The sequence below is a fragment of the Curtobacterium sp. MCBD17_013 genome, from assembly GCF_003234565.1.
Classification (GTDB): domain Bacteria; phylum Actinomycetota; class Actinomycetes; order Actinomycetales; family Microbacteriaceae; genus Curtobacterium.
Map to the genome: position 1 here is coordinate 1 of NZ_QKTU01000009.1, position 26,028 is coordinate 26,028.

Sequence of the window (26,028 nt, forward strand, 5' to 3'; positions counted from 1 at the left end):
GTGCAGGCCGCGACGCCCCACGACCCCGCGACCGGCACGGTGGTGAGCAGGAGGACCGCACCGAGCCCGGCACCTCCGGAGACGCCGAGGATCCCCGGTTCCGCCAGGGGGTTCCGCGTCACGGCCTGCACGGCGGTGCCGGCGAGCGCGAGGGCCGCCCCGGCGAGGAGCGCGGCGAGCACCCTCGGCACACGCGTGTCGAGCACGTACGACACGATCGGCCCGGCTCGCCCGGTGGCCCAGTTTACGACGTCGCCGAGCAGGAGCTTCGCGTCGCCGAGCAGCACCGCGGCGATGACGGTGCCGACGAGCACCGCGGCGAGCACGACCACGGTGAGCACGAACACGACGGTGCTCGGGATCCGGAGCCGGTCCCCCGCGGTCGTGGTCTCCCCGGCGGAGCGGGCGCGGAAGGCGAGGCCGACGAGGAACACCGCGCCGACGAACGTGGTGACGGTGCCGGTGGGGACCCCGACGGCGGCGTCCCCACCGACCACCGCGCGGAGCAGCACGTCCGACCCGAGGACGACGACCGCGCCGACGAGCCCGGCGAGCGGGAGCGCGACGACCGCCCGGGCGAGTCCGGGGACGCGTCGGGTCAGCGGACGGGCGAGCGCGGGCGCGCAGAGTCCGACGAACCCGATCGGACCCGCGAGCGTGACCGCCGCCGCGGCGAGCAGCACCGCGAGCACGACGCTGACGACGCGGGTCCGGCGGACGCCGACGCCGAGGCCCCGCGCAGCGTCGTCCCCGAGCCCGAGCACGTCGATGCGCCGTCCGACCACGAGCAGACCGAGGATGCCCACCGCGACGACGGGTGCCATCTGCGCGACACCGCCCATGCCGTTCTGCGCGATGCTCCCCTGGCTCCACCGGTACAGCCCCTCGGTCCGTTCGGGGAACAGCAGCACGAGGGTCGAGGTCACCGACCCGACGCCGAGCGCCAGCGCGCTCCCGGCCAGGACGAGCCGGACGGTGCCCGACCCGAGGCCGGAGAGCGCGAGCACGACGCCCGCCGCGACGAGCCCGCCGACGAACGCGACGCCCGAGGAGGCCAGGAGCGGCAGGTGCAGCCCCGTCACCCCGACGACGGTGAGCGCGACGTACGCGCCGGCGTCGACGGCGAGCGTGTCGGGTGCGGCGAGCGGATTCCGGCTGATGGCCTGGAGGGCCGACCCGGCCACCCCGAGCGCGGCACCCACCAGGATCCCCGCGACCGCACGCGGGAGGCGCGACGCGACCACGACGGACGCGTCGCCCTGGTCCGCACGACCGGTGACGGCCCTCCAGACCGCGGCCGGCCCGACGGCCGCCGGGCCCTGCGTGACGTCCACGACGGCGAGCGCGGCCACGAGGACCGCGCCGGCCAGGAGCACCGCGGTGACCGTGACCGGCCGCCGCGGCGCCAGGAGCGTCACTTCGTGAGCGCCGCCACGACGGCGTGCACGTACGCGGTCATGGAGGCCGGGCCACCGAACAGCCAGATGCCGTCGTGGAGCCGGTGCACGTGACCCGCGGCGACGAACGGCAGGGACTTCCACCCCGCGTTCGACCCGAGCGCGCTCGTGAACACGTCGCCGCCGTCCGCGTCGTTCGCGAGGTAGAGGAACTGCACGTCCGACGGGAGCTTCGTCAGCCCCTCGACGTCGGTGCTGCCCAGGCCGTAGCTCCCGTCGCCGGTGACGTCCCAGGCGTTGTGGAGTCCCAGCTCCTCGGTGACGTCGCCGATGAGGGAGCCGTCGGCGTAGGGCCGGATGGTGACCTGGTTCGAGACCTCGTAGCCGTCGGCGAACGCGAAGTCGTCGCCCGCGAGCCCCGCCTTCGTGATCGCCTCCTTGCCCGCGGCGACGGCGTCGTGGAACCGGTCCATGACCTTCGCCGCCTGCTGCTGCCGTCCGGTGGCCTTCGCGATCATGTCGAGGTCGGTCGTCATCTGCGCGATCTGGTGCGACGCGTCGGCGGACCGCACGGCCACGACGGGCGCGATCGCCCGGAGCTGCTCCAGGGTCGCGGCCGACAGGTCCGTCGTGGCGACGATGAGGTCGGGCGCGAGGGACGCGATGGTGTCGGTGCTCGGCTCGCCGCGGGTACCGATGTCCTTCGGTGAGCCCGTCAGCGGCGCGGCGGTGTCCCAGTTCCCGTAGCCCTTCGGGTCCGCGACGCCGACGGGCTGCACGCCGAGCGCGACGAGGTCCTCGACGACGTTCCACTCGGTGCCGACGACCTTCGTGGCCGGTCCGTCGAGGTGCACCTTCGTGCCGGTCGCGTCGGTGATCGTGATCGCGCCCGCGGTGGACGAGGACGTGCTCGAGGTCGCCTCGGTGGTGCCGCACCCGGTCAGGACGACGGCGGCGGTGACGGCGAGGGCCGCGGCGGTGATGATGCGCTTCATGGGGTGGGGTGGAGCCTTCCGGATCGGTCGTGGTGTCGGCCGACGGCCCGGGTGCGGACGGCGCCCGTTGCCGGGTCGACGTCCACCTCGATCCGGATGCCGTAGACGGCGCTGAGGGTGGTCGCGGTGAGGACGTCCGCCGGGGTGCCCGTGGCGACGACGCGGCCGTCGGCGAGCAGGACGACGTCGTCCGCCACGGCCGCGGCCTGGTCGAGGTCGTGCAGGACGATGCCGACGGCGATCCGGTGCTCGTCGGCGAGGTCGCGGACGAGGTCGAGCAGCTCCACCTGGTAGCGCAGGTCCAGGTACGTCGTCGGCTCGTCGAGCAGGAGGACCCCGGTTTCCTGCGCGAGGCAGCTCGCGAGCCACACACGCTGGAGTTGGCCACCCGAGAGCTGGTCGACGGGGCGCTCCGCCAGCTCGGCCACGCCGGTGACCGTCATGGCGTGCGCGACGGCGGCCGGGCCTCCCGGATCGCTGCGTGTCCACCGGGTCCGGTGCGGGTGCCGGCCGAACGCGACGACCTCGTGGACGCGGAGGCCCCCGGGGGTCGGGCGGCCCTGGGTCAGGAGCGCGACGCGGCGGGCGAACTGGGCCGGTGCCAGGGCGAGGGCGTCGACCTGGTCGGGGTCGCTCGCGTGGTCGGCGCGGTCGGCGTGGTCGGCGTGGTCGGTGTGGTCGGCGTGGTCGGGGCCGAGGGTGATGCTGCCCGTGCGGGCGTGCTGGAGCCGGGCGAGGGTGCGGAGCAGCGTCGACTTCCCGCTGCCGTTCGGGCCGACGAGCGCGGTGACACGACCCGGGCGGAGCCGCAGATCGGCCGCGTGCACGACGTCGACGCGGTCGTACGCCACGGTGATGCCGGTGGCGTCGAGCCCGGAGGGGGCGACGGATGAGCGTCGCACCGCACGCGCGGGTGAGGCCGCCTCGGTCCGGTCGTCGGTCACGTAGGTGAGGTTAGCCTAACCTCACCCCTCCTCCGCAAGGGCTCCGCGACACATGACGCGCATCGCCCTCGTGTTGCACCTCCGAACCGCGCGCCCCGACGACAACTGCGCTGTCGTCCACGCGCGCCCTTCGTCGTCCACGCGCGCACTCGCCGGTCCGCGTTCGCCGGTCCGCGCGCCCGGCGTCACTGCGGGTAGGGCGTCTCCCCGCGCTCGAGCATCGCGACGAGCTTCGCCAGGCGGTTCGCCCGGGCCGTCGGACTCGGCGCCGTCGTGACCCGGTGCAGCACCGCGTACCGGTTCTGCCGGTTCAGCGTCGCGAAGCGCTCGGCCGCCGCGGGCGATGCCGCGAGCGCCGCTGTCAGGTCCTCCGGCTCGGCGATCGCCGCCGACCCGGCGTACGCGCTGGCCCATCGCCCGTCGGCCTGGGCACGGTCGACCTCCGCCTGGCCACGCGGTCGCATCCGCCCCTGCGCCGTCAGGGCCGCGACGAGCCCGATGTTCCGCTGCGACCACAGCGACGCCCGGCGCCGTGGCGTGAACCGCTGGAGGAACGTGGCGGCGTCGTTCCCCCGCTTCTGCCCGTCGATCCAGCCGCTGCACAGGGCCTCGTCGAGGGCCTGGTCGTACGTCAGCGAGGTCGGGTCGACCGTGCCCTTCTTCGCGAGCACGAGCCACACGCCGTCGGGGTCGTCCTCGTGGGCGTCGAGCCAGGCGCGCCACGTCGCGACATCCGGGACGACGAGCACCGCCGGACCGGGTACCGCCGGGGCGGGTGCCGCGCTCCCGCTCACGGGCGGAGGGCGATCCCGTGGGCGTCCCGCGCCGTGGTCGCGACACGGTAGATCGACGTCGTCGCCGCGATGAACAGCGTCGTGCCGTCGTCGCCCCCGAAGCAGAGGTTCGCGACGACCTCGGGGACGGGCACGGTCCCGATCCGGTCCCCCGAGGGTGCGACGACGATGATGCCCCGTGCGCTCGAGCTCCACACGTTCCCGTCCTCGTCGACGCGGATGCCGTCGGGGACGCCCTCGTCGACCGCGAACTGGGCGAGGACGCGGCCGTTGTTGCACCGGATGCCATCCACGACGTCGTACGCCCGGATCCACCGGTTCCCGACGTCCGAGCCCTCGGATGCGGACGAATCGGCGACGTAGAGCGTCGTCCCGTCGGGTGAGAACGCCAGCCCGTTCGGCTCCTCCACGTCGAGCACGACCGGGCGGACCCGGCCGGTCGCGGGGTCGAACCGGAACACCGCGTGGTCCCCGTACTCCAGGTACCCGGCGTGGCCCTCACGCGACTGCGTGATCCCGTAGTCGGGATCGGTGAACCAGATCGTGCCGTCGGGTGCGACGACCACGTCGTTCGGGGAGTTGAACCGCACCCCGTCCCAGCTCGCCACGATCGGTTCGACGACGCCGTCGCGGTCCCGCTCGACGCGTCGCCGGCCGTGGGAGCACTGCACGACGCTGGCGTCCCGGTCGAGCGTCCGGCCGTTCGTGAACTCGACGCGGTCGGCGTACACGCTCGTGGTGCCGTCGTCGGCATGCCACTGCATGATGCGGTCGCCGGGGATGTCGGACCAGCGGAGGGTCCGCGTCGCCGGGATCCACACGGGGCCCTCGGCCCAGGTGCTCCCCGTGGCGATGCGCTCGACGGCGCCGGGATCGGGGACGAGGTCGGTCAGCGGCACGGGTTCTCCTTCGAACGCACGGGCGCGACGCACCCGTTCGCTCCATGCTGGCGCATGTCGGGTCCGACGGTCAGGAGGCGAGTGCCCCGATCTCGGCGACGGTCGCGGCGATCCGGTCGGCGAAGTCCGGATCGGTGGTGCTGCCGCCCTGGTGGACGGCCTCGAGCAGCGCACCGAGCACGAGGGTCACCGCGAGTCGAGCGGTCCGTTCGGGCACACGACCGGCGGCGATCGCCACGAGGTCCTTCCGCAGGTCCGCCATCCACTTGAGCACGGCCGGCATGAGCTCGGGCTGCTCGGTGATGAGGTCCTTCATGACGGCCTTCTCGTGCGGTGAGGCGCCGGTCTCGGCGACGACGTGCGCGACGAGAGCGCAGAGGTCGGACACGAGGGCGTCGGGTTCCCCAGCGGCGAACCGTGCCCGCTGGGCATCGTCGATCCGGAGGTCCGGCAGCCCGAGCGCCGCGGCGGACTTCGACGGGAAGTAGTTGAAGAACGTGCGGGTCGAGACACCGGCCTCGGCGCAGATCGCGTCGATCGTCACGCCATGGAGGCCGTGCTCGGCGGTCAGGCGGCGTGCGGCGTCCTGGATGTGCCCGCGGGTCTGCCGCTTCTTGCGGGCCCGGAGCGTGGATGACTCGGGGTCGACGCCCGCGATGTCGATCGCGGCCGTGTCGAGCGTGGCGCTGGTGTCCACGTCGTCTCCGTCCTGGTGGTCGTGGTCGTCCGGCAGCGGTCGCGCCGGATCCGTGCGGCGCCGTCCCCGTCCTGTCGGACGGCGACGGCGCCGCGGTCCTGCCCTACTTGGAGACCGGGATCGATCCGGTCGCGGGGGCGGTCAACGAGCCGGTGAGGTCGGCCGCGCGCACGGCCTCCACCTCGAGGTCGTCGGCCGTCTGGTCCTTGTCGGCCTGCTCCTGCAGTGCGGACCGCTGCCGCAGCGGCGGCACCTTGAAGAACCAGCTGAGGACGAACGCGAGCAGGATCACGCCGAGGCCGACCCAGTAGATCGACACGGCCGAGGCGTTGAAGCCGGTCATGAAGGGCTTGGTGAGCCGCGCGTCCGCGCCGTTGAGGTACGACGTGTCGCTCGTCTCGCTCGCGGAACTGCTCGAGCCCGACGTGCCCTTCCGCAACTGCTTCGCGATGGCCGGTGCGACCTCGTCCACCACGTGCTTCCGCTGACTGGCATCGCTGTAGTCGATCGTCAGCCGACCGTTCGACACCGAGGCGTGCGCCTGCTTCGCGGCAGCCGCCAGGGCCTGCTGCTCGGCGGCCGGTTCGGCGGCGGCGACCTGCTGCTGGATGACGGTCTGCGCGGCCGCTGCCGGGACGGCCCCGGCGGTGACCTGCTGCTGGACGGCGGCGGTCACCTGCTGGGTGACGGCCTTGTCCGCGGCGGCCTTGGCGGCGGTCGTGCCCTGGTCGAGCGCGTCCTGGATGTTGCTCCTGATCGGGGTGACGATCGGGGTCCAGATCTGCTTCATCACGCCCTTGTTCTCGGACGCGTTCGCGACCGAGGGGGTCAGAGCGGCGTTCAGGCCACTCGACAGGTCCGTCCTGTCCGACATCGCGGTCACGATGTTCGTCGGCATGAGGGAGAACAGCACCGACAGGAGCACGGCCGTGCCGAGCGTTCCACCGATCTGCCGGAAGAACGTCGCCGAGCTCGTGGCGACACCCATGTCCCGGGGCTCGACCGAGTTCTGGCTGGCGAGCGTGATGGTCTGCATGAGCTGGCCGAGGCCGAGACCGATGAAGAACATGCCGATCATGAGGAACCAGAGCGGCTTGTCGATCGTCATGAACGTCAGGACGACGAAGCCGACGGCGGTGAACGCGGTGCCGGTGACCGGGAAGATCCGGTACCTGCCGGTGCGGGACACGATCTGACCGGACACGATCGACGCGATCATGAGGCCACCGATCATCGGCAGCGTGGCGAAGCCGGACGCCGTCGGGGACAGCCCGGTGACGATCTGCAGGTACAACGGGATGGTCAGCATGGCGCCGAACATCGCGAACCCGACGAGGAAGCCCATGACGGTCGCCATCGAGAACACGCCCGAGCGGAACAGCTTGAGCGGGATGATCGCGTCGTCCTTCATGAGGGTCTCGACGACCAGGAACCCGACCAGTCCGGCGACGCCCACGGCGTAGCAGGTGATCGCGCCGGCGGAACCCCAGCCCCAGTCGCGGCCCTCCTCGGCGACGAGCAGGAGCGGCGCGAGGGTCACGATGACCGAGGTGGCACCCCACCAGTCGATCCGCGGCGTGCGCTTCTCGCCGGTCTTCGGCAGGTGCAGGAACGCGATGACCATGAGCAACGCCGCGATGCCGATCGGGACGTTCACCAGGAACACCCAGCGCCAGCCCGTGATGAACAGGATCTGCGCGGCACCCGAGAACAGACCACCGACGAGCGGGCCGATGACCGACGAGATGCCGAACACGGCCAGGAAGTACCCCTGGTACTTCGCGCGCTCACGGGGCGCGAGGATGTCGCCCATGATCGCGAGGGGCAGCGACATGAGCGCGCCCGCACCGATGCCCTGGAACGCGCGGAAGGCGGCGAGCATGAGCATCGAGGTCGAGAAGGACGACAGCAGCGACCCGACGACGAACACCGAGATGCCGAAGATGTACAGCGGGCGGCGCCCGAACAGGTCCGAGAGCTTGCCGTAGATCGGCGTGGTGATCGTCGAGGTGATGAGGTACGCGGTGGTCACCCACGCCTGCTCGTTGAGACCGTGCAGGTCGTCACCGATGGTGCGGATGGCGGTCCCGACGATCGTCTGGTCGAGGGACGAGAGGAACATGCCGGCCATGAGGCCGTAGATGACGAGCAGGATCTGGCGGTGGCTCATGATCGGCGAGCCCGATGCGGGCGCCGATCCTGGAGCACTGCGCCGGACCTGCGCGGGAGCGGAGGCGGTTGACATTGCGGTCCTTCGGATGGGTGTGGAGATGCGTGCGTCGCCTGCAGGGAGCCGACCTCGTCGGGGTGCCGACGGTGGCATACAACCTTGCAGTGCATGCAACTTTACACCGGCCCAGCTTTGCACAACCCGCAATACTGCAAGCACTGCACCCCGCGTTCGCGGGCCGCGACGGACGGGAGGCGGGACCCGCGTGCTCGGCGCAGGTCCCGCCTCCCGGGTTGGTGATGCGGGCGCCCCTCGGGCGCGAGCGGACGCGGTCAGGCGCGGTGCTCCGGGTGCTCGTGGTGGGCGACCGCCGGAGCGGCGTCCTCGACCACCGGCGCCGCGTGGTGGCCGTGCTCCGCGTGGGTGTCGTCCCCGCGGGAGGGCATGCCCCGCTCGAGCTTCGCACCCTCGACGTCGACGTCCGGCACGATCCGGTCGAGCCACTTCGGGAACCACCAGGCCGCGCGCCCGAGCAGGTGCATGGACGCCGGGATGAGCAGCAGGCGGACGATGAACGCGTCCACGAGCACCCCGAACGCCAGCCCGAACCCGATCGGTCGGATCGTCGAGGACTCCGAGAAGATGAAGCCCGAGAACACCGAGATCATGATGATCGCCGCCGCCGTGACGACCGCCCGGCCCGCGTGGACGCCCCGCTGCACCGCGATCTTCGCCGGGGCTCCGTGGGCGTACGCCTCGCGCATGCCCGACACGAGGAACAACTGGTAGTCCATCGCGAGCCCGAACAGCACGCCCACCTCGATCACCGGCAGGAAGCTCAGGATCGGTGCCGGGTCGTGCACACCGAACACCTGGCCGAGCCAGCCCCACTGGTAGATCGCGGTCAGGCCGCCGAACGCCGCCAGGAGCGAGAGCACGAAGCCCGCGGTCGCGGTGAGCGGCACGAGGAACGACCGGAACACGATGATGAGGATGATGAGCGAGAGTCCGACGACCACGACGAGGTAGAGCGGCAGGACGTCCGCGAGCTTCTCGGAGACGTCGATGTTCGCGCTCGCGTTGCCGGCGACACCGAGGTGTACGTTCCCCCCGTCGGCCTTGACCGGCGACAGGTCGCGGAGGTCGTGCACGAGGTTCTCCGTGGACACGCTCGAGGGTCCGCCCGTGGGCTGCACCTGGAACGCGATGACGGTCCCGTCCGACGACGCCCCGATCGGTGCGACGGCGTGCACGTGACCCTGGTCGGCGATCTTCTGCCCGATCGCGACCTCCTGCCGGAGCAGGTCGTTCCCGGTCGCCTTGTGCGGCAGGTCGGCGACGACGAGGATCGGGCCGTTCTGACCGGCACCGAACTCGCGCTCGAGCACCTTGTACGCCTTGTACTGGCTCGAGTCGGTGGCCTCGGCGGCACCCGTCGGGAGCCCGAGGCGCATGTGCATGGCGGGCAGGGCGACGACCCCGAGCACCGCGACGCCGGCCACGAGGGTGACGATCGCGCGCCAGGTCGCCATGGGCTTGTTCGGGATCCGCACCGAGCCGGTGCGCCCGATCGCCGCGCGCTCCTTCCGACGGAGGATGCGGAAGCCGACGAGGCTCAGCATCGCGGGCGTGAAGCTGATGGCCACGAGGATCGCGACCGCCACCGCGACGGCGCCGACCGTGCCCATGAGCCCGAGGAACGGGATGCCGGTGATGTTGAGCGCGAGGAGCGCGACGATCACCGTCGACCCCGCGAACACGACCGCGTTGCCCGAGGTGCCGTTCGCCAGCCCGATCGACTGATGCAGCTCCATGCCCTGCTTCAGCTGGGACCGGTGCCGGTTGAGGATGAACAGCGAGTAGTCGATGCCGACGGCCAGACCGAGCATCACCCCGAGCACCGGCGTCACCGAGATGAACTCGACGAGGCCCGAGAACGACATCGCACCGAGCGTGGCGACGCCCACCCCGAGGATCGCGCTGACGAGCGGCAGCGCGGCGCCGATGACCGTGCCGAGCATGACGAGCAGCACGATCGCGGCGATGACGATGCCGACGACCTCACCGGGGCCGAGGATGCTCGGAACGCCCTGCGCGATGTCGTTCGACGGGTAGACCCGCACGCCGTCGATGCCGGCGTGCTCCGACTTGTCGACGATCTTGTTCTTCAGCGTCTGCGGCACCGCGATCGTCGCCTTCTGGAACGACACCGTGCCCACCGCGGCACTGCCGTTCGACGACACGAAGCGGATGTTCTTCGACAGGTCGAGCAACTGCGAACTCAGGTCGAGCTTCGTCTCGTTCTGCTGGAGCTTCTTCCGGTTCGCGTCGACCTTCTGCTGGTTGGTCGCCAGCGTCGACTTGCTCGCGTCGAGTTTCTGCTGGTTCGCGTCGATCTGCGCCTGGCCGGCCGTGAGCTGTGCCTGCACCGCCGCGAGCTGACCGGCAGCCTGGGCCTGCGCCTTCTGTTGGTCGAGCTGCTGCTGTGCGGCGTCGATCTGCTGCTGTCCCGCGGCGAGCTGCTTCTGGCCCGCGTCGATCTGCGCCTGCGCGTCGGCGAGCTGCTGCTTGCCCGTGACGATCTTCTGCTTGCCGTCCTGCACCTGCTGGCGCTGGTCGGCCAGCTGCTGCTGCGTCGTGAACGGGTTCGTGGTCGCCCGGACGCCCTTGTACCCGTCGATCGTCGACAGGAACGACTTGATACCGGACTTCTGGTCGGCCGTGAACGCGTCACCGCTCGTCGTCTGGAAGACGATCGTGCCGCTGCCCCCGCTGGCGGACTTGAACTTCTTGGCGAGCTCGTCGGTCACCTTGCTCGTCGCGGTCCCCGGGATGGTGATCGAGGACGAGATCGTCCCGGCGAACAGGCTGTACCCGACCCCGGCGAGCGCCAGGATCACGATCCAGGCGACGACGACGGACCAGTGTCGGCGCGCGGCGAAGCGTCCGAGGCGGTAGAGGAGACCGGCCATGCTGGTGCCCCGTTCCTTTCTGTGCGGTGGTGGTGCTGCTGGGATCGGGGTACGCCGGTGGACCCCTCGTGGTCAGTGCTGGGGCATGTAGCCGCTGCGGACGCTGTCGATGAGTCGGCCGAGCAACGCGTCCCACTGTGCGCGGCCGTCGCCGTCAGTGCTCGCACCCGTGCGGAGGACCCAGTGCTTCGAGATCACGACGACGCCGTTCATGAGCGAGGTCACGAGGAGTTCGGCGTCGAGCGGGTCGGCCGACGGGTTGCGGCGACGGACCTCGTCGACGAGGACGGCGGTCGACCGGTCGAAGGCCTCGTCGATGAGCAGACGGCCGCGGCGGTCCTCCTCGGGCGGCTCACCGAGCACGCGCACGATCGACGAGATCGCGGTCGGCAGGTCGGCGACGCGTAACCACTCGGCGATCTCGTCGAACATGGAGGCCCGGTCGCCGTTGCCGACGGGCGTCGCGGTGGCCGTCGCCACGAAGTCGTCGAGGACGACGGTGAGCAGCTCGCCACAGAGCGCGAGGACGACCTCGTCGATCGACGAGAAGTGGTTGAACACCGTGCGGCGCGCGACGTCGGCGCGGGCGGCCAGCTCGTCGACGCTGAACCGGGGACCGCCCCGTTCGGCGGTCAGGGCGCGGGCGGCGTCGAGGATCGCCGCCCGGTGCCGGGCCTTGAGCACGGCCCGGCGGTCGATGCTCGTCCGCGTGGTCACTCCGGAGACACTAGGTGCACCGATGCACGGAGTGCAACGACGTCCATCCGACACTCAGGTCCGTGACCTCCGGGTGAACCGCGTCACAGGCGAACCATCTGGTCTCGGTTACCCCCAGGGGGTACCTTGTGATCATGATGATCCTGCAGGCGATCGGTGCCGCCCTGGCGGCGGCCGGGACGATGGCGTGGACGATCCTCTGGCCCCTCGTGCTCGGGTTCGCCCTGTCGGGTGTGATCCAGGCCGCGGTCAGGACCGAACGCATCACCCGGCTCATGCACGACGACTCCCCGCGTGCCATCGCGGTGGCGACGGGGTTCGGAGCACTGTCCTCCTCGTGCTCCTACGCGGCGGTCGCGCTCGCCCGGGCCCTGTTCCGGAAGGGCGCGAGCCTCACCGCGGCGATCGCGTTCGAGGTGGCGTCGACGAACCTCGTCGTCGAGCTCGGCCTCGTTCTCGCGTTCGTCATGGGATGGCAGTTCACCCTCGCCGAGTTCATCGGCGGCCCCGTCATGATCGTGCTCGTCGCGCTCGGCTTCCGACTCTGGATGCGGGGTCGCATCGTCGACGCCGCACGGGAGCAGGCCGACCGGGGCCTCGCCGGCTCGATGGAGGGGCACGCGGCGATGGACATGTCGGTCGCCGGAGACCAGGGGTTCTGGCGACGCCTGTTCTCCCGACCGGGCATCACGTCGGTGTCCCAGTACTTCGTCATGGACTGGGCCGCCGTGCTCCGGGACATCGTCATCGGGCTCCTCATCGCGGGGGCGTTCGAGACCTGGGTCCCGAGGGCATGGCTGCAGGCGGTGTTCCTGCACGGTGACCCGACGGTCGCGTTCTTCCTCGACCCGCTCATCGGACCGGTCATCGCCATGGTCAGCTTCGTGTGCTCGGTCGGGAACGTCCCGCTCGCGGCGGTGCTCTGGAACGGCGGGATCAGCTTCGGCGGCGTCGTGAGCTTCGTCTTCGCCGACCTGCTCATCATCCCGATCATCGTGATCTACCGGAAGTACTACGGCTGGGCGGCCGCCCTCCGGATCACCGGCGTCCTCTACGGCGCCATGGTGCTCGCCGGGTACGTCGTCGAGCTCGTCTTCACGCCGCTCGGCCTCGTCCCCACCGGTCGGCACCTGGCGATCGCCGAGACCGGGATCACGTGGAACTACACCACCTGGTTGGACATCCTGTTCCTGGTCGTGGCGGCGGTCCTGCTCGTCGTCTTCGTCCGCAGCGGCTCGTGGTCGATGCTGCGGATGATGGGCGGCGGCCCGGACGACGGGGGCCACGCGCACGAGCACCACGAAGCGAACGCGCACGAGCACGGGCACGAGCACGGGCACGGGCACGAGCACGGGCACGAGCACGAGCACGACGAAGCGCACGCGCACCACGACGTGGGCGGGCACCACCCGCACCACTGACCGCCCGTCAGCGGTACAGCGTCTCGCGCGGGTACTCCCCGAAGGCCGCTGCGTACGCCCCCGAGAACCGGCCGAGGTGCACGAAGCCCCAACGGCGTGCGACGTCGCCGACGGACACGTCCTCGGGGTGCTGCTCGAGCAGTTCTGCCCGCACCCGCTCCAGGCGCACCTGCCGCAGGTACCGCGTGGGCGACGTGGCCAGGGCACGCTCGAACGCCTGCTGCAGGGAGCGGGAGCTCACGTTCGCCGCCGCGGCGACGTCCGTGAGCGTGATCGGCAGATGGGCGTTCGCGTGGATGAACTCGACGGCCGTGCGGATCCGCCGGTGGCGCGGGAGCAGCAGCTCGGGCGGCAGGGAGGTCGCCTCGTGTGGGAACGTCGACAGGAGCGACACCGCGGCGAGGCGGTTCACCTCGCTCCGCAGCAGGGCACTGGCGTCCGCACTCGCGCCCACGGCGTTCACCGTCCGCACCGCCGCCGTCCACCGCTGGAGCGCGTGGTCCTCGAGTCGGCCACCGTGTCGGAACCGCAGGGGCCCGCCGTCGTGGCCCTCGACCTCCGCCGCGACCCGCTCGAGGTACCGGCCGTCGAGGTGGACGAGGTTCTGCTTGTAGTCGGCGAACGCGAACCGGTTCTGGCCACCGGTGGTGAACAGGACGGGCTGCCCGGGTTCGAGCGGCGTGAGGTCGCCGGTCCCCTCGAGGTCCATCGCGCCGGTCCCCGCGGTGATCCACGTGACCACGTACTCGCCCTGCACCTGGACGGTGCCTTCGACCGACCCCGTGAACCGGTTCCCCCGCAACGTGACGTCGTCGTCCCCGGCGATCGTGTAGCGGTACCCGAACTCGCGCTCGGTCGGCTCGATGTGGAACTGCCGTCCGTTGTACGCGGCCTCATACATGGCACGGGCATCGTCGATGTCCTGCCCGGCGACCACTGAGCGTCGCACCACGTCCTCTGCCATCATCCAAGGATCGCAGCCGCGGCGCCCGGACGCCGGGGTTGACAGGGAACTGCGCGTCTGGGACACGCGGGCGCGCCCGGGCGCAGCCGGCCTGCGGCATCCTGAGGGCATGACCGACGGCTCCCCCACCCCCGCCGACGAGCACGACGGCCCCGAGCGAGCGGCGGACGTCACGACCGCTCGGCGGGCCGTCGTCCGCCAGGGCGTCTCGGTCGCCGTCGCGACCGGACTGTACGGCGTGAGCTTCGGCGCGCTGAGCGTGGCGAGCGGCCTCAGCGTCGTGCAGACCTGCCTGCTGTCGCTCCTCCTGTTCAGCGGCGGGTCGCAGTTCGCGCTCGTCGGGATCCTCGGCGGCGGCGGCACCGCGGGGGCGGCGATCGCGGCCGCCTCCCTGCTCGGCATCCGGAACGCGCTCTACGGGCTCCAACTCGGTCCGACGATGCTCCCCCGCGGGTGGCGTCGGATCGTGGTCCCCCAGCTCACGATCGACGAGTCCACGGCGGTCGCGGTCGCGCAGTCCTCGCGGCCGCTCCGTCGCCTGGGGTTCTGGGTGACCGGCCTCGGCGTGTACATCGGATGGAACGTCATGACGCTCGTCGGGGCCCTCGCGGGGTCCGCGCTCGGCGATCCGAAGCGCTACGGGCTCGACGCCGCCGCCTCGGCCGCGTTCATCGGACTCCTCTGGCCGCGGCTGCGGGCACGGCAACCGGTCGCCATCGCGATCGTCGCCGGGATCGTGACGACCGCACTCATCCCGGTGATCCCACAGGGCCTCCCGGTCCTCGCCGCCGCGTGCGTGGGCGCGGTGATCGCGTGGTGGTGGCCCGACCGGTGGCGGCCCTCCCGGCCGGATGCGACCGGGGCCGCGTCGTGACCGCGTGGATCGCGGTGATCGCGGCGTCGGCGATCGCGTACGGGTTCAAGTTCTCCGGCTACACCGTCCCCCCGGCCGTGCTCGAGGAGCCCCGGGTCGCCCGCGTCAGCGAGATGCTCCCGGCCGCCCTGCTCGCCTCGCTCGTCGTCCTGCAGACGTTCTCGACCGCGACGCACCTGGTGCTCGACGCGCGCGCGGCCGGGCTCGTCGTGGCGATCGTCGCGCTCGTCCTGCGGGCGCCGTTCATCGTCGTGGTCGCGCTGGCCGCCGTGACCGCCGCGGTACTGCGGGCGCTCGGCTGGTCCTGAAGCGGGTGTCAGGAGCTCGCGGAGCCAGGTCGTCTCTTCCCTCCAGCGCCAGGCTCCGTCATGCTTCGGCCAGGACCTGACAGGCGAGGAACACCACCATGGGCGAGCAGGAGCTGGCAGAACGTCACTTCTTCATCAGTCACGACAGCTTCGACCACGACGTCGCAACCGTCGTCAAGGACGTGCTCCTCCGCGCGGGGGTGGCCCGGACGTTCCTCGACGTGGACGACCTGCAACCTGGTGACCCGTGGCAAGCCAAACTCCGGACGGCGTTGCGAACGTGCGATGCGCTGGTGACGCTCCTCACTCCAGAGTTCTCCGCGAAACCGTGGATGGCGGCCGAGTGGGCGTCGTTCTGGGTGGCCGACAAGACGACGTACGTCCTCACTCTGGACGTTCCGTTGACCGACGTGTTCGCGCCCATGACTACGTCCCAGCTCGCCGATCTGGGCTCGACGTCGTCGATGACGTCCTTCCTCGACGCCGTCGCTCCCCGGGGTCTGAACAACGCGTCACTCGCCGGCAGGTTGGTCGAACGCGTCGCAGAAGCCCGGGGTCAGCAGCGCAGGACGGACGGTGAGACCCTGCTCCGTCACGTGCTCGAGGGGGAAGGAGTCGTCTACGACAGCGTGCTCCGGCGGCTGATCGAGAACGGCGGGGCGGAACGACTCCTGCAGCTGGGCACCACGCTGACCGGATCACACCTCACGACTCCGCGGCTGTTCAAGGTGGCCATGGCGTTGCTCGGAACAGGCACGAGTCCGCTCGAACTCATCCCCCTGACCTCGTCCATGGGCCATTCGAACTACCAGCGGTACGTGATCGAGGCCGTCCTCGCCCTGGACACCGAGAGCGAAGACACCCGCAGGCAGTTCGCCGACTCGCAGTTCGACGCTCTGTCCGAGATCGCGAAGCGGCGAGTGAAGGGGAGAGCGATGGCCCTCGGTTTCCCGCTCGGACCATCGTGGATGGACATCGAGCCGTTCGGGATGTGACCGGCGCGTCTGCGTTCCGGCGGGCTCAGACCCGCCCCAGCCGCCCCTGCCGCCGAGCACGCCGGAGCACCCGAGCAGCCCCGCGCGCCACCCGCCCACCGATGCCCGCGCCGAGCGGCCGAACCGCGTCGAACCGGGCTCCCCGGGCGACCGGACGCCCCACGACGAGGAGCCCGACGAGGAGCGCCCCGAGCCACGGGACGATCCACACGGCCAGCACCCAGGACCCGCTCCGGTCGACGTCGTGCAGGCGTCGGACGAGCATCGACCACCGGGGCAGCGCGGTCAGCGCCACGAGCAGGACGAGCGCCCAGTCCCAGGGATCCGCGGCCACGCTGTGACCACTGCCGAAGGACTCGCTCGTGCCGGTGGCCCGGTCGAGCACGAGCAGGACACTCGCCGTCGGCGACGTCGTCGCGCCGAACGGGTCGACGAAGAACCGCCAGTGCCCCGGCAGGGACGGGAGCGCCCACGGGACGACCAGGGTCGCGATCGCGGCGAGTCCGGCCTCCAGGGCGATGCACCACCAGTACTCGGACCGACTGGCGCGCCCCGACCAGACCAGCCCCCGCGTCCAGAACCGAGCCCAGGCGACCCAGGGCAGGGCGTACCGGACGGGCTCGGGCTGCCTGACCTGACGACGCCACTGCTGCGGCGCGTCACGGAGCTGCCGGCGCCACCGCAGCCCGACGAACCGGACCTGTCGCGACCACGACAGCCAGATGAAACGAACGACCTGTAGGGCCGCTCGTCGTCGTCGCCGTGCACTGCGCGAGAGCTGCATGGTCGGAGCGTAGTGGCAGGGGACGCAGTGCCGCATGCCTGCTCGCGCCGGTGCTCACACGGACGACAACGGGACATGCGGGCGCATGCGCACTCGTCGTCGGCATGCGCAGGATCGACGGAGGGGCGCAGACCGGCCCCTTGCATCCTCCGATGGAGATCGCGGGCTGCGTCCCTCCGCCCGTCGAGGCCGGGCACCCGCGATTCCTACCGTCGGGATGTGGTCGAACCGCGGCCACCTGATCGACGGAGGCACCATGACCACCATCAGCGCACCGGGGACGGACCGCAGGAGCACGAGGCCCGCTCCGGGCGGGCTCCGCGGCGTCGTCGCCCGCAACCCGCTCCGCACGTTCGCCGTGCTCGCCCTCGGGACGAGCTGGCTGGCGTGGCTGCCGTACATCCTGTCGCCCCACGGTCTCGGGATCTGGGACCTCCACTTCCCCGAGGTCCTCGGCACCGCGCAGCTGTCGGGTGTCCTGCCGGGCGCACTCCTCGGACCGGTCACCGCGGCGTTCGTCGTGACGGCCGCGGCGGACGGTCGTGCGGGCCTCCGGGTGTGGGCCGGCCGGCTGTGGCGGTGGCGGGTCCGGTGGCAGTGGTACGTGACGGTGCTGCTCGGCGTTCCGGTGCTCATCGTGCTGTCGGGGCTGCCGTTCGCCGGCGGGGTCGTCCACGCACCGTCCGTGCTGGCGTTGGCGGCCTACGTGCCGGCGCTGCTCCTCCAGGTCGTGACGACCGGACTGGCGGAGGAGCCGGGCTGGCGGGACTTCGCCCTGCCGCGACTCCAGGGCCGGTTCGGCCCGATGCGGGCCGCGCTCGTGCTCGGGCCGCTCTGGGGGCTGTGGCACCTGCCGCTGTTCCTGACGGACTGGGGTGGATGGCCGACCGCGCACTGGACGCAACCGCTCGTGTTCGTGGGGTTCTGCATGGCGTTCACCGTCGTGATGTCGTGGGTGTTCAACCGGTCGGGTGAGAGCCTGCCGCTCGCGGTGCTCCTCCACGTCAGCGTCAACACCACGGCGTCGGTCCTGTGGAGCGACATGTTCCCGGGCATCGGTGCCGAGACGATGCTGCTCGCGCTGCTCATCACCTCGACCATCGGCGCGGTCGTCATCGTGGTCGCGACGCGGGGCCGGCTCGGCTACCGCGGTCCTGCCGCCGGCACGGCCGGGAGGCCCGGCACCGGCCCGGCGGAGGACGCCGCCTCCGCCGTCGTGGCCGGCACCGCACCCGCTGCTGCCCCGACGCCCTCCGCGTCGCCACTCGTAGACTCGAGCGATGGTCACCGCTGAGGCCCGCCCGCGGGTGCGGCGGGTGGACGTCCTGGTCGCCGCGGCCGACGCGGTCGCGGTGATCGCGCTCCTGCTCGGCGCACCCGCGATGGCGGCGGGGGATCCGGACTCGGCCCAGATCCAGTTCGCCTCGCCCGCCGACCCGTCCTGGTGGGTCGTCGCCGCCGTGCTCACGGCCCAGGCGTGCGTGCTGCTGTGGGCGCGGAACCGACCGCGGACGACGCTCGTGGCCGTCGCGGTGCTCGCAGCCGTCCTCGTGCTGGTGGCCCCGTCCGTGCTGCACGGTCTGTCGACGCTCGCGGTGATGGTGGCGGTCGTGCTCGCGGTGCTCCGGCAGCCCCTCGCGTGGCTGTGGCCCGCCCTCGTCACAGCGGCGGTGGGCGTCGGGATCGAGGAGGCCGTCTGGCAGCTCACCGGCTACGGCGCGACACCGGTGCAGGCGATCACGCAGGGGCTGGGCCAGGCGGGAGCCGTGATCGGCCTGCCACTGCTCGTGACCCTGGTCGTCCGGTCGCGCCTGGACGTCCGCGTGGCGCGGGCGCGCGAGCGGGACGCGGTCGTCCGCGAGCGGGACGCGGTCGTCCGGGAGCAGGACGCCGTGCTCCGGGAGCGGGACGCGGTGGTCCGCGAGCAGGACGCGCGCGTCGAGGCGGCCGTGTCCCGGGAGCGAGCCGCCATGGCGCGGGAGCTCCACGACATCGCCGCGCACCACCTGTCCGGGATCGCGCTCATGGCCGCCGTGATCGACCGGCAGATCGACAGCGACCCCGAGCGTGCCCACGCCGCCGTCCGCCAGGTCCGGGAGCAGAGCACGGCGGTGCTCGACGACCTCCGGCGGCTCGTCGGGCTGCTCCGCGACGACACCCTGGCCGAGCGGTCGGTCGAGACCCTGGCGGCGGTCCCGGACCTCGTCGCGCGGGCGCAGCGGCACGGCCGGGTCACGCTGCGGGTGCTGCGGGGCGAGCCCGAGACCAGCCCGTCGGTCGGCTCGGACGTCGGTCCGCTCGCGCAGCTCGCGGCGTACCGGACCGTCCAGGAGGCCCTGGCGAACGCCGCCCTGCACGCCCCGGGTGCCGCCACCACCGTCGAGCTCGACGACCGCGAGCACACCCACGTCACCGTCGTCGTGCGGAACGGACCGGCACGCGAGGCCGCACCACGGTCCTCCTCGGGCGGTCACGGGCTCGTCGGCATGCGCGAACGAGCCGACCTCGTCGGCGCCGACCTGCGGTACGGTCCCACGGAGGACGGCGGGTGGGAGGTCCGCCTCGTCGTCCCGCGGGCGGCGAGCGGTCCTGACGCCCCGGCCGTCGGAGCGGAGGTGCCGTCGTGATCCGGGTCCTCATCGCGGACGACCAGCCCCTCGTCCGCGCCGGTCTGTCCGCGTTGCTCGACGCCGAACCCGACATCGCGGTCGTCGCCGTCGCGACGGACGGTGGCGAGGCACTCGCCCTCGCACGGTCGGAGCACCCGGACGTCGCGTGCCTCGACATCCGCATGCCCGTCGTGGACGGCATCGAGGTCGCACGGGCCCTGTGCGGTCCCGAGGCGGATCCCCCGATCCCGGTCCTCATGCTGACGACGTTCGACCTCGACGACTATGTGTTCGGCGCGCTCGAGGCCGGTGCGTCGGGCTTCCTGCTCAAAGACGCGGACCCCGACACCATCGTCGCCGCCGTCCGGCAGGTGGCCGCCGGCAACGGCACGCTCGACCAGGCGCTCACCCGCCGGGTGCTGCGCGAGTTCGTCGAACGGCGCGCGCTCCAGCCCGTGACACGCGGGCGAGGGACCGAGCTGCTGACCGAGCGGGAGCGCGACGTGCTCATGCTCCTGGCGCAGGGCATGTCGAACGAGGAAATCGCGGCCGCGCTCGTCGTTGAGGTCTCGACGGTGAAGTCCCACTTGGCCCGGATGCTGCCGAAGCTCGGCGTGCGATCGCGGCTGCAGGCCGTCGTCTGGGCGTACCAGAACCGCGTCGTGACGGTGCCCGACGCGGAGCGGTGACCGGAGCAGGACGCACCAGTGTGCGGCTGCCGGACCCAGGATCCACGAAGACGCGCGCGGGATCGATCAGGTCGGACCGACTTCGCGCGGACGGCGGTCGCCGACGCCGGGGAACGCGTACCGTCCGGCCGAGAAGGGCACGTCACCCCTTCGAAAGGACACATCATGAACCACGCCCTGTGGGTCACCCTCGCCATCATCGGCATCATCCTGCTGCTGATCGGCGCGTTCGTCGCGACCCTGAAGTTCCTGATCACGGTCGGGATCATCGTCCTGGTCGTCGCCGCGATCCTGCTCGTCATCCGACTCGTGCGGGGCGGCGCGTCGCGGGTCTAGGTGTACTGCCCAGGGACGTTGGTTGTGTTGCGACGACTCGCTGTAGTCGTTGGGATGTGAGAAGGACCTCCTGCAGTGGAGTGGAGCTGTCTAGTTCACACACTCTCCGCAGGAGGTCCTCGTGTCCCACGCTAACGCTGCCCTGACACCACGCCAACGCCTCCGGATAGGTCGTCTGATCGTCGATGACGGCTGGCCAGTCCGGCACGCAGCCCTGTTCTTCCACGTGTCCTGGCCGACCGCGAAGCGCTGGGCCGACCGGTATGCGGCCATGGGCGCCGAGGGCATGCATGACCGCTCGTCCCGTCCGCACCGGTCCCCGAACCGCACCCGCCTTGAGCTGGTGAAGAAGGTCGTCGCACTTCGCTGGCGAAAGCGCCTCGGTCCCGTTGGGATCGGCGGGCAACTCGGCATGCCGGCCTCGACAGTGCACGCCGTGCTGACCCGCTGTCGGGTGAACCGGCTGCACCACATCGACATCCGCACCGGCGAACTCGTGCGCCGTTACGAGCACGAACGTCCGGGCGCGATGATCCACGTCGACGTGAAGAAACTCGGCAACATCCCCGATGGCGGCGGCTGGCGCTACGTCGGCCGACAGCAAGGTGGGCGGAACCGGTCAGCAACGCCCGGTAAGGGCCGCAGCAAGCATCGCGGCCCGCTGATCGGGACCGCGTTCGTGCACACCGTGATCGATGACCACTCCCGCGTCGCTTACGCCGAGATCCACGACGACGAGAAAGCAGCGACCGCGATCGGGGTGCTACGGCGGGCCGTGTCGTGGTTCGCCGCACGCGGTGTCCGGGTGGAGCGGGTCCTCTCCGACAACGGCTCTGCCTACAAGTCCCACGCCTGGCGCGAGGCCTGCACTGAGCTGGAGATCACGCCGAAGAAGACCCGCCCCTATCGGCCGCAGACCAACGGGAAGATCGAACGCTTCCACCGCACCCTCGCCGACGAGTGGGCGTTCTCACGGCACTACCCGACCGAGCACGCCCGCCGGAACGCCCTCCCGGCATGGCTGCATCACTACAATCACCACCGGCCCCACACCGCCATCGGGAACCGGTCACCGATCACTCGGTTGACCAACCTCCCTGGGCAGTACATCTAGGCAGTCGGCCGGAGACCGGGCCCCGCCAGCTCCTCCACCGTCCCGCTCACCCGGATGCGACCCGTCGCGGGGACCTCGACGGTGATGCGTGAGGGGTGTCCGGTCTCCGCACCCTGCTCGACGGTGAGCACCGCCGGGACCGCCACGTGGCCGCCGTCCCGCAGGTAGGCACCGAGCGCGGCGGCAGCCGACCCCGTGGCCGGGTCCTCGCGGACACCGCCCCGCGGGAACGGGTGACGGCTCACGAACCGCGTGGCGTCGACCCGGTGCACGACCGCGATCGTGCCGTCCCATCCCTCCCGGTCCTGCAGGCGGAGCACCGCGTCGCCGTCGTGGTCGAGCCGGGCGAGGACGCCGTCGCGGACGGGCACGAGCGGGTGCGGGTTGCCCCCGGACAGGAACGCCGGTGGCAGCGCCGGGTCGAGGTCCGTCGACGACAGACGGAGCGCGTCGAGCAGCTCGCCGAGCACCGCGTCGGGGAGCGGTGCGACGGTCGTCGCGACGGCGGTGAGGGTCGCGCCGTCCGGACGGACCGCGACCGGCACGACGCCGGCGTTCGTGGTCAGGTCGACCACGCCCTCGGCGCCGTTCCGCGCCAGCGCCACGCCCGACGCGATGGTCGCGTGGCCGCAGAACGCGATCTCCGCCCGCGGCGTGAAGTAGCGGATCCGCGCCGAGTTGGGCGTCACGGCGGTGAGGAACGCGGTCTCACTGTGTCCGAGCTCGCCGGCGATCGCGAGCATGTCCGCGTCGGTCAACGTCTCGGCGTGCAGCACGACCCCCGCCGGATTGCCGGACCGCGGGTCGTCGCTCGTCGTCGTGAAGGCGCGGAACTGCAGCGTCCTGGGTGCGGTGCTCATGCCGTATGTCTACCGGGCCCGGCGAGCGGGGCGCGACAGGCACCCTGAAGTGCCTACTTCCGCTCTCTCACGGGCGCTCCTACCGTGGAATCGGGCCGACTCGTCGCGCCCGTGCACTCCTCCGTCCGAAAGGCTCCCATCTCCCGCATCTCCGTCATCGGCGGCACCGGCTACGCAGGATCGGCGATCGTCGCCGAGGCTGTGTCCCGTGGTCACGAGGTCACCTCGCTCAGCCGTTCGCTCCCGACCGACCAGGTCCCGGGCGTCCGGTACGTGCAGGGCGACGCCTCCGACGAAGCCGTCCTCACCTCGGTCATCGAGGACGCCGACGTCGTCGTCGCCGCGCTCGCCCCGCGCGGCGACCTCACCGACACCTTCCGGGAGGTCAACCGCACCATCGCGCGGCTGGCCGCGTCCGCCGGTGCTCGGCTGTTCGTGGTCGGCGGGTTCTCGTCGCTCCGTCCCGCGCCCGGGGCGCCCCGCTACGTCGAGGACCTCAGCGCCGTCCCGGCCGAGCTGCACCACGAGGTCCAGAGCGGCGCGGCCCTCGTCCTCGAGGACCTCCCCGCAGCCCCCGAGGCGCTCGACTGGGTGTTCGTCAGCCCGCCCCTCCAGTTCGGCTCCTTCGCCCCCGGCGAGCGCACCGGCTCGTACCGGGTCGGCACCGACGTCGCGGTGGTCGCCGAGGGCGGAGCGATCTCCGCGCAGGACTACGCCATCGGTTTCGTCGACCAGATCGAGCGGACGGACCTGCACCGCACGCAGGTGAACGTCGCCAACTGACGCCGGCCGCGCCTGGCGTCCGACGGCGCTCGGCGTCCCCCGTCGCTCGGCGGACGCGCGTCGTCGCCGGGCCGTGCATCGGACGGGAGGCGCTGCACCCGCGGCCCCACCGTGTTGCACACCTCGCGTCCGGTCGAATCGCGTCCGGTCGAACACCGGGATCGCGGTGTTCGACCGGACGACCGGTGTTCGACGACCACGACGACGTCACCACGAGCACGCCGTGCTGCCGCCGGGGCTCAGCGCGCGCCGTACGCCCGCATGAAGGCGTGCACTCCGTCGGCCATCGTCCTGCGGGTCGCGTCCGTGGACAGCTGATCCGGGAACCGGATGTTCATGGCCAGCAGGGTGGTCAGGGCGTTGAAGTGGTCGGCCGCCAGGAACGCGTCGTCCACGTCGAGCAGACCGACGTCCGCGAAGTGTGCGATCCGCTCGGCGAGCGCCGCTTCCGGTGCCGAGCTGAGGGGGTGGTGCGCGAGCTCGGGGAGGATCGCGCGGTTGTCACCGATGAGCTTGATGGTGCTCCCGTAGTCGGCAGAGCCGAGCATGGTCTCGCCGATCTGCACGGCGAACCCGACGAGCGCGCGTTCGAGCGCGGCCTGGTCGGCGATGGGAGCGTCATCGGCCAGGTGGTCCGCGATGGCCCGCCGGAGCGTCTCGACGAGCGACTCCCCCGCAGCCACGACGACACCGAGGAGGAGCCCGCGCTTGTCGCCGTAGTAGTCGTACACGGTCCGCTTCGAGACGCTCGCGCGCGCGGCGACTGCGTCCATGCTCGTGCGCTCGACACCGTCCAGGACGAAGAGGTCCCGCGCTGCCGCGAGGATCGCGCTCCGTTTGTGCGCCTGCCCGGCACGGATGGTCTTCGATGTCGATTTCGATGTCGGGTCCTGAGGGGTCGCGGCAGCCACCACGCCACACTACACCGACGGGTGTACTTCCTACACTGCACGGTGTAGTTTACGCCACATGACCACTTCCCTCACGGCTCCGGCCGTTCCCGGCCCGGTCACGGACCGGCGGCTCACCCTGATCAGCCTCGTGCTGGTCCTGGGCGCCCTGACGACGCTGCTCGACACCACCATCATCAACATCGCACTCGACCACCTGCACCACACGTTCCACGTGTCGGTCGCACGCACGCAGTGGGTCGCGACCGCGTACCTCCTGGCCTTCGTGTCGGTGATCCCGGTGTCCGGCTGGGTGTCCGAACGCCTCGGCGCCCGCACCGCGTGGATCGTCGCCGTCGCGACCTTCATGGTCGGTTCCCTGCTCTGCGGACTCGCGTGGTCCCTCCCGTCACTCGTCGTGTTCCGGGTGCTGCAGGGCGTCGGGGGCGGCCTGGTGCTCCCGGTGACGATCACGATCCTGACCCGCGCGGCCGGCCGCGAGCGCATCGGCCGCGCCATCGCCACCATCGGGCTCATCGGGCAGCTCGCGCCGATCCTCGGACCGATCATCGGCGGGTCCATCGTGCAATCCGTCAGCTGGCACTGGCTGTTCTTCGTCAACATCCCGATCTGCCTGGCCGCTCTCGTGCTCGGCCCGCTGTTCCTGCCGTCCGCACCCGCGCAGCGCGGGAGCCGGTTCGACGTGCTCGGGTTCGTGCTCCTCACCCCCGCGGTCGCGCTCATCGCGTACGGCGTCAGCCGGCTCACCGGGGACCACGGGTTCGCCGCGACCGACGTCTGGCTCCCGCTCGCAACGGGAGGCGCGCTCCTGGTCGGCTTCGTCGCCTCCGCGCTCCGTAACCGGACCCATGCGCTCGTCGACGTCCGCGTCTTCGCACGTCGGAGCTTCGGCCTGTCGAGCGTCATCACGTTCGTCGGCGGCTTCTCGATGTACGCCCTGATGTTCCTCCTGCCGCTGTTCTACCAACAGGTCCGCGGCGCCTCCGTCCTGCACACCGGCCTGCTGCTCATCCCGCAGGGCCTCGGCACGATGCTCTTCATCGTGCTCAGCCGCCGACTCACCGCGAAACTCGACGGCCGCCTGGTCGTCGGCGGTGGCGTGGTGCTCCTCATGCTCGGGATCGTCCCCTTCGCCCTCGCCGGCGTCGATGGTCACTCCGTCCTGCTGCTCGTCGCGCAGTTCGTCCAGGGAGTCGGGATGGGCGCCGCGTCCCTCCCGGTGATGACCCTGGCGTTCGCGAGCCTGAGCCACGACGAGACCCCACGCGGCAGTGCCGCCTTCAGCATCGTGCAGCGCGTCGGGGCGCCCTTCGGCGTCACCGTGGTCGCGGTGGTCCTCGAGCACTTCCTGGCTTCCGCGGGGTCGCCGGCTGCCGCGGCCGGTGCCTTCGGGGCGACGTTCTGGTGGGTGCTCGGGCTCAGCGCGGTGCCGTTGGTGCTGGCTGCGTTCCTCCCGAGGGCGTCGCGCTGACCGTGGTGCACTCCGCAACCCCCTGTTCAGCGCGCTGGCGGTCGCGAAGCCGCTCGTGCGGATCGCGTGGACCGATGCGACCCTGCCCTCGGCTGAGCAGGCCCGGCCCGGCGCTGCCGCCGTAGATCGCACGCGAGCCGGCGAGCTCGGGACGCGACGCGAGGTACGCCTCGATCCCGGCGAGCACGGCGACGATGTGCTCGTCGGGGGCGGGCGCCGTGGCGCCGATCGCCCACACCGGCTCGTAGGCCACGATGACGGGTCCGGTCGCGTCGCACACCGCACGTCCTGGCGAACCCCGGGATCACCGTGTTCGACAGGACG

At 71.6% G+C, this 26,028-nt stretch carries 25 protein-coding genes; 11 read left to right on the plus strand and 14 right to left on the minus strand.

Going from position 1 to position 26,028, the window contains the following annotated elements:
- The 9 genes from DEI81_RS10700 to DEI81_RS10740 all read right to left on the minus strand — a co-directional run.
- On the minus strand, positions 1-1,418 hold a 1,418-nt coding region (locus tag DEI81_RS10700; protein WP_111010718.1), incomplete at its 3' end, for an iron chelate uptake ABC transporter family permease subunit.
- Positions 1,415-2,392 (minus strand): iron-siderophore ABC transporter substrate-binding protein, encoded by a 978-nt coding sequence (locus DEI81_RS10705; protein ID WP_111010719.1) that lies wholly within the window; start codon positions 2,390-2,392, stop codon positions 1,415-1,417. The genes DEI81_RS10700 and DEI81_RS10705, both read right to left, overlap by 4 nt.
- Entirely contained in the window at positions 2,389-3,336 is a 948-nt protein-coding gene (locus tag DEI81_RS10710) for an ABC transporter ATP-binding protein (RefSeq protein WP_309146668.1), read from the minus strand. The genes DEI81_RS10705 and DEI81_RS10710 overlap by 4 nt, the downstream gene beginning before the upstream one ends.
- A 185-nt stretch (positions 3,337-3,521) precedes the next feature.
- Positions 3,522-4,130 carry a YdeI family protein gene (locus DEI81_RS10715; protein WP_258368645.1) on the minus strand — a complete coding sequence of 203 codons (609 nt, stop codon included), beginning with the start codon at positions 4,128-4,130 and terminating at the stop codon, positions 3,522-3,524.
- Positions 4,127-5,029, minus strand: coding sequence for an SMP-30/gluconolactonase/LRE family protein (locus DEI81_RS10720; protein WP_309146669.1), 903 nt, complete (start codon positions 5,027-5,029; stop codon positions 4,127-4,129). Before DEI81_RS10720 ends, DEI81_RS10715 begins: the two co-directional genes overlap by 4 nt.
- Positions 5,030-5,099: 70 nt before the next feature.
- Positions 5,100-5,726 carry a TetR/AcrR family transcriptional regulator gene (locus DEI81_RS10725; protein WP_258368646.1) on the minus strand — a complete coding sequence of 209 codons (627 nt, stop codon included), beginning with the start codon at positions 5,724-5,726 and terminating at the stop codon, positions 5,100-5,102.
- 103 nt (positions 5,727-5,829) lie between these two features.
- Positions 5,830-7,971, minus strand: a complete 2,142-nt coding sequence (locus DEI81_RS10730; protein ID WP_181435387.1) for an MDR family MFS transporter — start codon at positions 7,969-7,971, stop codon at positions 5,830-5,832.
- A 257-nt stretch (positions 7,972-8,228) separates the two neighbouring features.
- Positions 8,229-10,868 (minus strand): MMPL family transporter, encoded by a 2,640-nt coding sequence (locus tag DEI81_RS10735; RefSeq protein WP_111010722.1) that lies wholly within the window; start codon positions 10,866-10,868, stop codon positions 8,229-8,231.
- Between the two features lie 72 nt (positions 10,869-10,940).
- Entirely contained in the window at positions 10,941-11,585 is a 645-nt protein-coding gene (locus DEI81_RS10740; RefSeq protein WP_181435388.1) for a TetR/AcrR family transcriptional regulator, read from the minus strand.
- A 134-nt stretch (positions 11,586-11,719) separates the two neighbouring features.
- On the opposite strand from DEI81_RS10740, the gene DEI81_RS10745 reads away from it, so the two are divergent.
- Positions 11,720-13,006, plus strand: coding sequence for a permease (locus tag DEI81_RS10745; protein ID WP_111010810.1), 1,287 nt, complete (start codon positions 11,720-11,722; stop codon positions 13,004-13,006).
- Between the two features lie 7 nt (positions 13,007-13,013).
- Here the strand turns inward: DEI81_RS10745 and DEI81_RS10750 are convergent, their stop codons facing one another.
- The gene (locus tag DEI81_RS10750) at positions 13,014-13,970 is read right to left on the minus strand and encodes a helix-turn-helix transcriptional regulator (RefSeq protein ID WP_181435389.1); all 957 of its coding nucleotides are present in this window, start codon (positions 13,968-13,970) and stop codon (positions 13,014-13,016) included.
- Between the two features lie 109 nt (positions 13,971-14,079).
- On the opposite strand from DEI81_RS10750, the gene DEI81_RS10755 reads away from it, so the two are divergent.
- The 3 genes from DEI81_RS10755 (at position 14,080) to DEI81_RS10765 (ending at position 16,147) form a co-directional block, all read left to right on the plus strand.
- Positions 14,080-14,844 (plus strand): AzlC family ABC transporter permease, encoded by a 765-nt coding sequence (locus DEI81_RS10755; RefSeq protein ID WP_111010725.1) that lies wholly within the window; start codon positions 14,080-14,082, stop codon positions 14,842-14,844.
- On the plus strand, positions 14,841-15,152 hold the full coding sequence (locus tag DEI81_RS10760) for an AzlD domain-containing protein (protein WP_111010811.1): 312 nt from the start codon (positions 14,841-14,843) through the stop codon (positions 15,150-15,152). Before DEI81_RS10755 ends, DEI81_RS10760 begins: the two co-directional genes overlap by 4 nt.
- 98 nt (positions 15,153-15,250) lie before the next feature.
- Complete coding sequence (locus tag DEI81_RS10765; RefSeq protein WP_111010726.1) at positions 15,251-16,147, plus strand: toll/interleukin-1 receptor domain-containing protein; 897 nt, start codon at positions 15,251-15,253, stop codon at positions 16,145-16,147.
- Positions 16,148-16,172: 25 nt separating this feature from the next.
- Here DEI81_RS10765 and DEI81_RS10770 read toward each other — a convergent pair whose 3' ends face one another.
- Positions 16,173-16,931: a DUF805 domain-containing protein gene (locus DEI81_RS10770; protein WP_181435390.1), complete on the minus strand. Its 759-nt coding sequence runs from the start codon at positions 16,929-16,931 to the stop codon at positions 16,173-16,175.
- Between the two features lie 256 nt (positions 16,932-17,187).
- Between DEI81_RS10770 and DEI81_RS10775 the strand changes: the two genes are divergently transcribed.
- The 5 genes from DEI81_RS10775 to DEI81_RS10790 all read left to right on the plus strand — a co-directional run bounded on the left by DEI81_RS10775 (position 17,188) and on the right by DEI81_RS10790 (position 21,679).
- Positions 17,188-18,225 (plus strand): type II CAAX endopeptidase family protein, encoded by a 1,038-nt coding sequence (locus DEI81_RS10775; RefSeq protein WP_111010812.1) that lies wholly within the window; start codon positions 17,188-17,190, stop codon positions 18,223-18,225.
- A complete protein-coding gene (locus DEI81_RS10780) occupies positions 18,212-19,558 on the plus strand; it encodes a sensor histidine kinase (protein WP_111010728.1) in 1,347 nt (448 codons plus the stop codon). The genes DEI81_RS10775 and DEI81_RS10780 overlap by 14 nt, the downstream gene beginning before the upstream one ends.
- Complete coding sequence (locus DEI81_RS10785; protein WP_111010729.1) at positions 19,555-20,229, plus strand: response regulator transcription factor; 675 nt, start codon at positions 19,555-19,557, stop codon at positions 20,227-20,229. Before DEI81_RS10780 ends, DEI81_RS10785 begins: the two co-directional genes overlap by 4 nt.
- A gap of 165 nt (positions 20,230-20,394) precedes the next feature.
- On the plus strand, positions 20,395-20,565 hold the full coding sequence (locus DEI81_RS16245; protein ID WP_181434976.1) for a hypothetical protein: 171 nt from the start codon (positions 20,395-20,397) through the stop codon (positions 20,563-20,565).
- 121 nt (positions 20,566-20,686) lie between these two features.
- Positions 20,687-21,679: an IS481 family transposase gene (locus DEI81_RS10790; RefSeq protein ID WP_111010730.1), complete on the plus strand. Its 993-nt coding sequence runs from the start codon at positions 20,687-20,689 to the stop codon at positions 21,677-21,679.
- Here DEI81_RS10790 and DEI81_RS10795 read toward each other — a convergent pair.
- A complete protein-coding gene (locus tag DEI81_RS10795; protein WP_111010731.1) occupies positions 21,676-22,539 on the minus strand; it encodes a PhzF family phenazine biosynthesis protein in 864 nt (287 codons plus the stop codon). The genes DEI81_RS10790 and DEI81_RS10795 overlap by 4 nt on opposite strands.
- An 84-nt stretch (positions 22,540-22,623) precedes the next feature.
- Here DEI81_RS10795 and DEI81_RS10800 point away from each other — a divergent pair, with 84 nt between their 5' ends.
- Positions 22,624-23,322, plus strand: coding sequence for an NAD(P)-dependent oxidoreductase (locus DEI81_RS10800; RefSeq protein WP_258368649.1), 699 nt, complete (start codon positions 22,624-22,626; stop codon positions 23,320-23,322).
- 239 nt (positions 23,323-23,561) lie between these two features.
- Here the strand turns inward: DEI81_RS10800 and DEI81_RS10805 are convergent, their stop codons facing one another.
- Complete coding sequence (locus DEI81_RS10805) at positions 23,562-24,233, minus strand: TetR/AcrR family transcriptional regulator (RefSeq protein WP_111010814.1); 672 nt, start codon at positions 24,231-24,233, stop codon at positions 23,562-23,564.
- Positions 24,234-24,291: 58 nt separating this feature from the next.
- Here DEI81_RS10805 and DEI81_RS10810 point away from each other — a divergent pair, with 58 nt between their 5' ends.
- Positions 24,292-25,704, plus strand: a complete 1,413-nt coding sequence (locus DEI81_RS10810) for an MDR family MFS transporter (RefSeq protein ID WP_111010732.1) — start codon at positions 24,292-24,294, stop codon at positions 25,702-25,704.
- On the opposite strand, the gene DEI81_RS16705 is transcribed toward DEI81_RS10810, so the two are convergent.
- Positions 25,652-25,984 carry a triose-phosphate isomerase gene (locus DEI81_RS16705; RefSeq protein WP_309146670.1) on the minus strand — a complete coding sequence of 111 codons (333 nt, stop codon included), beginning with the start codon at positions 25,982-25,984 and terminating at the stop codon, positions 25,652-25,654. The genes DEI81_RS10810 and DEI81_RS16705 overlap by 53 nt on opposite strands.
- Between the last annotated feature and the right edge of the window lie 44 nt (positions 25,985-26,028).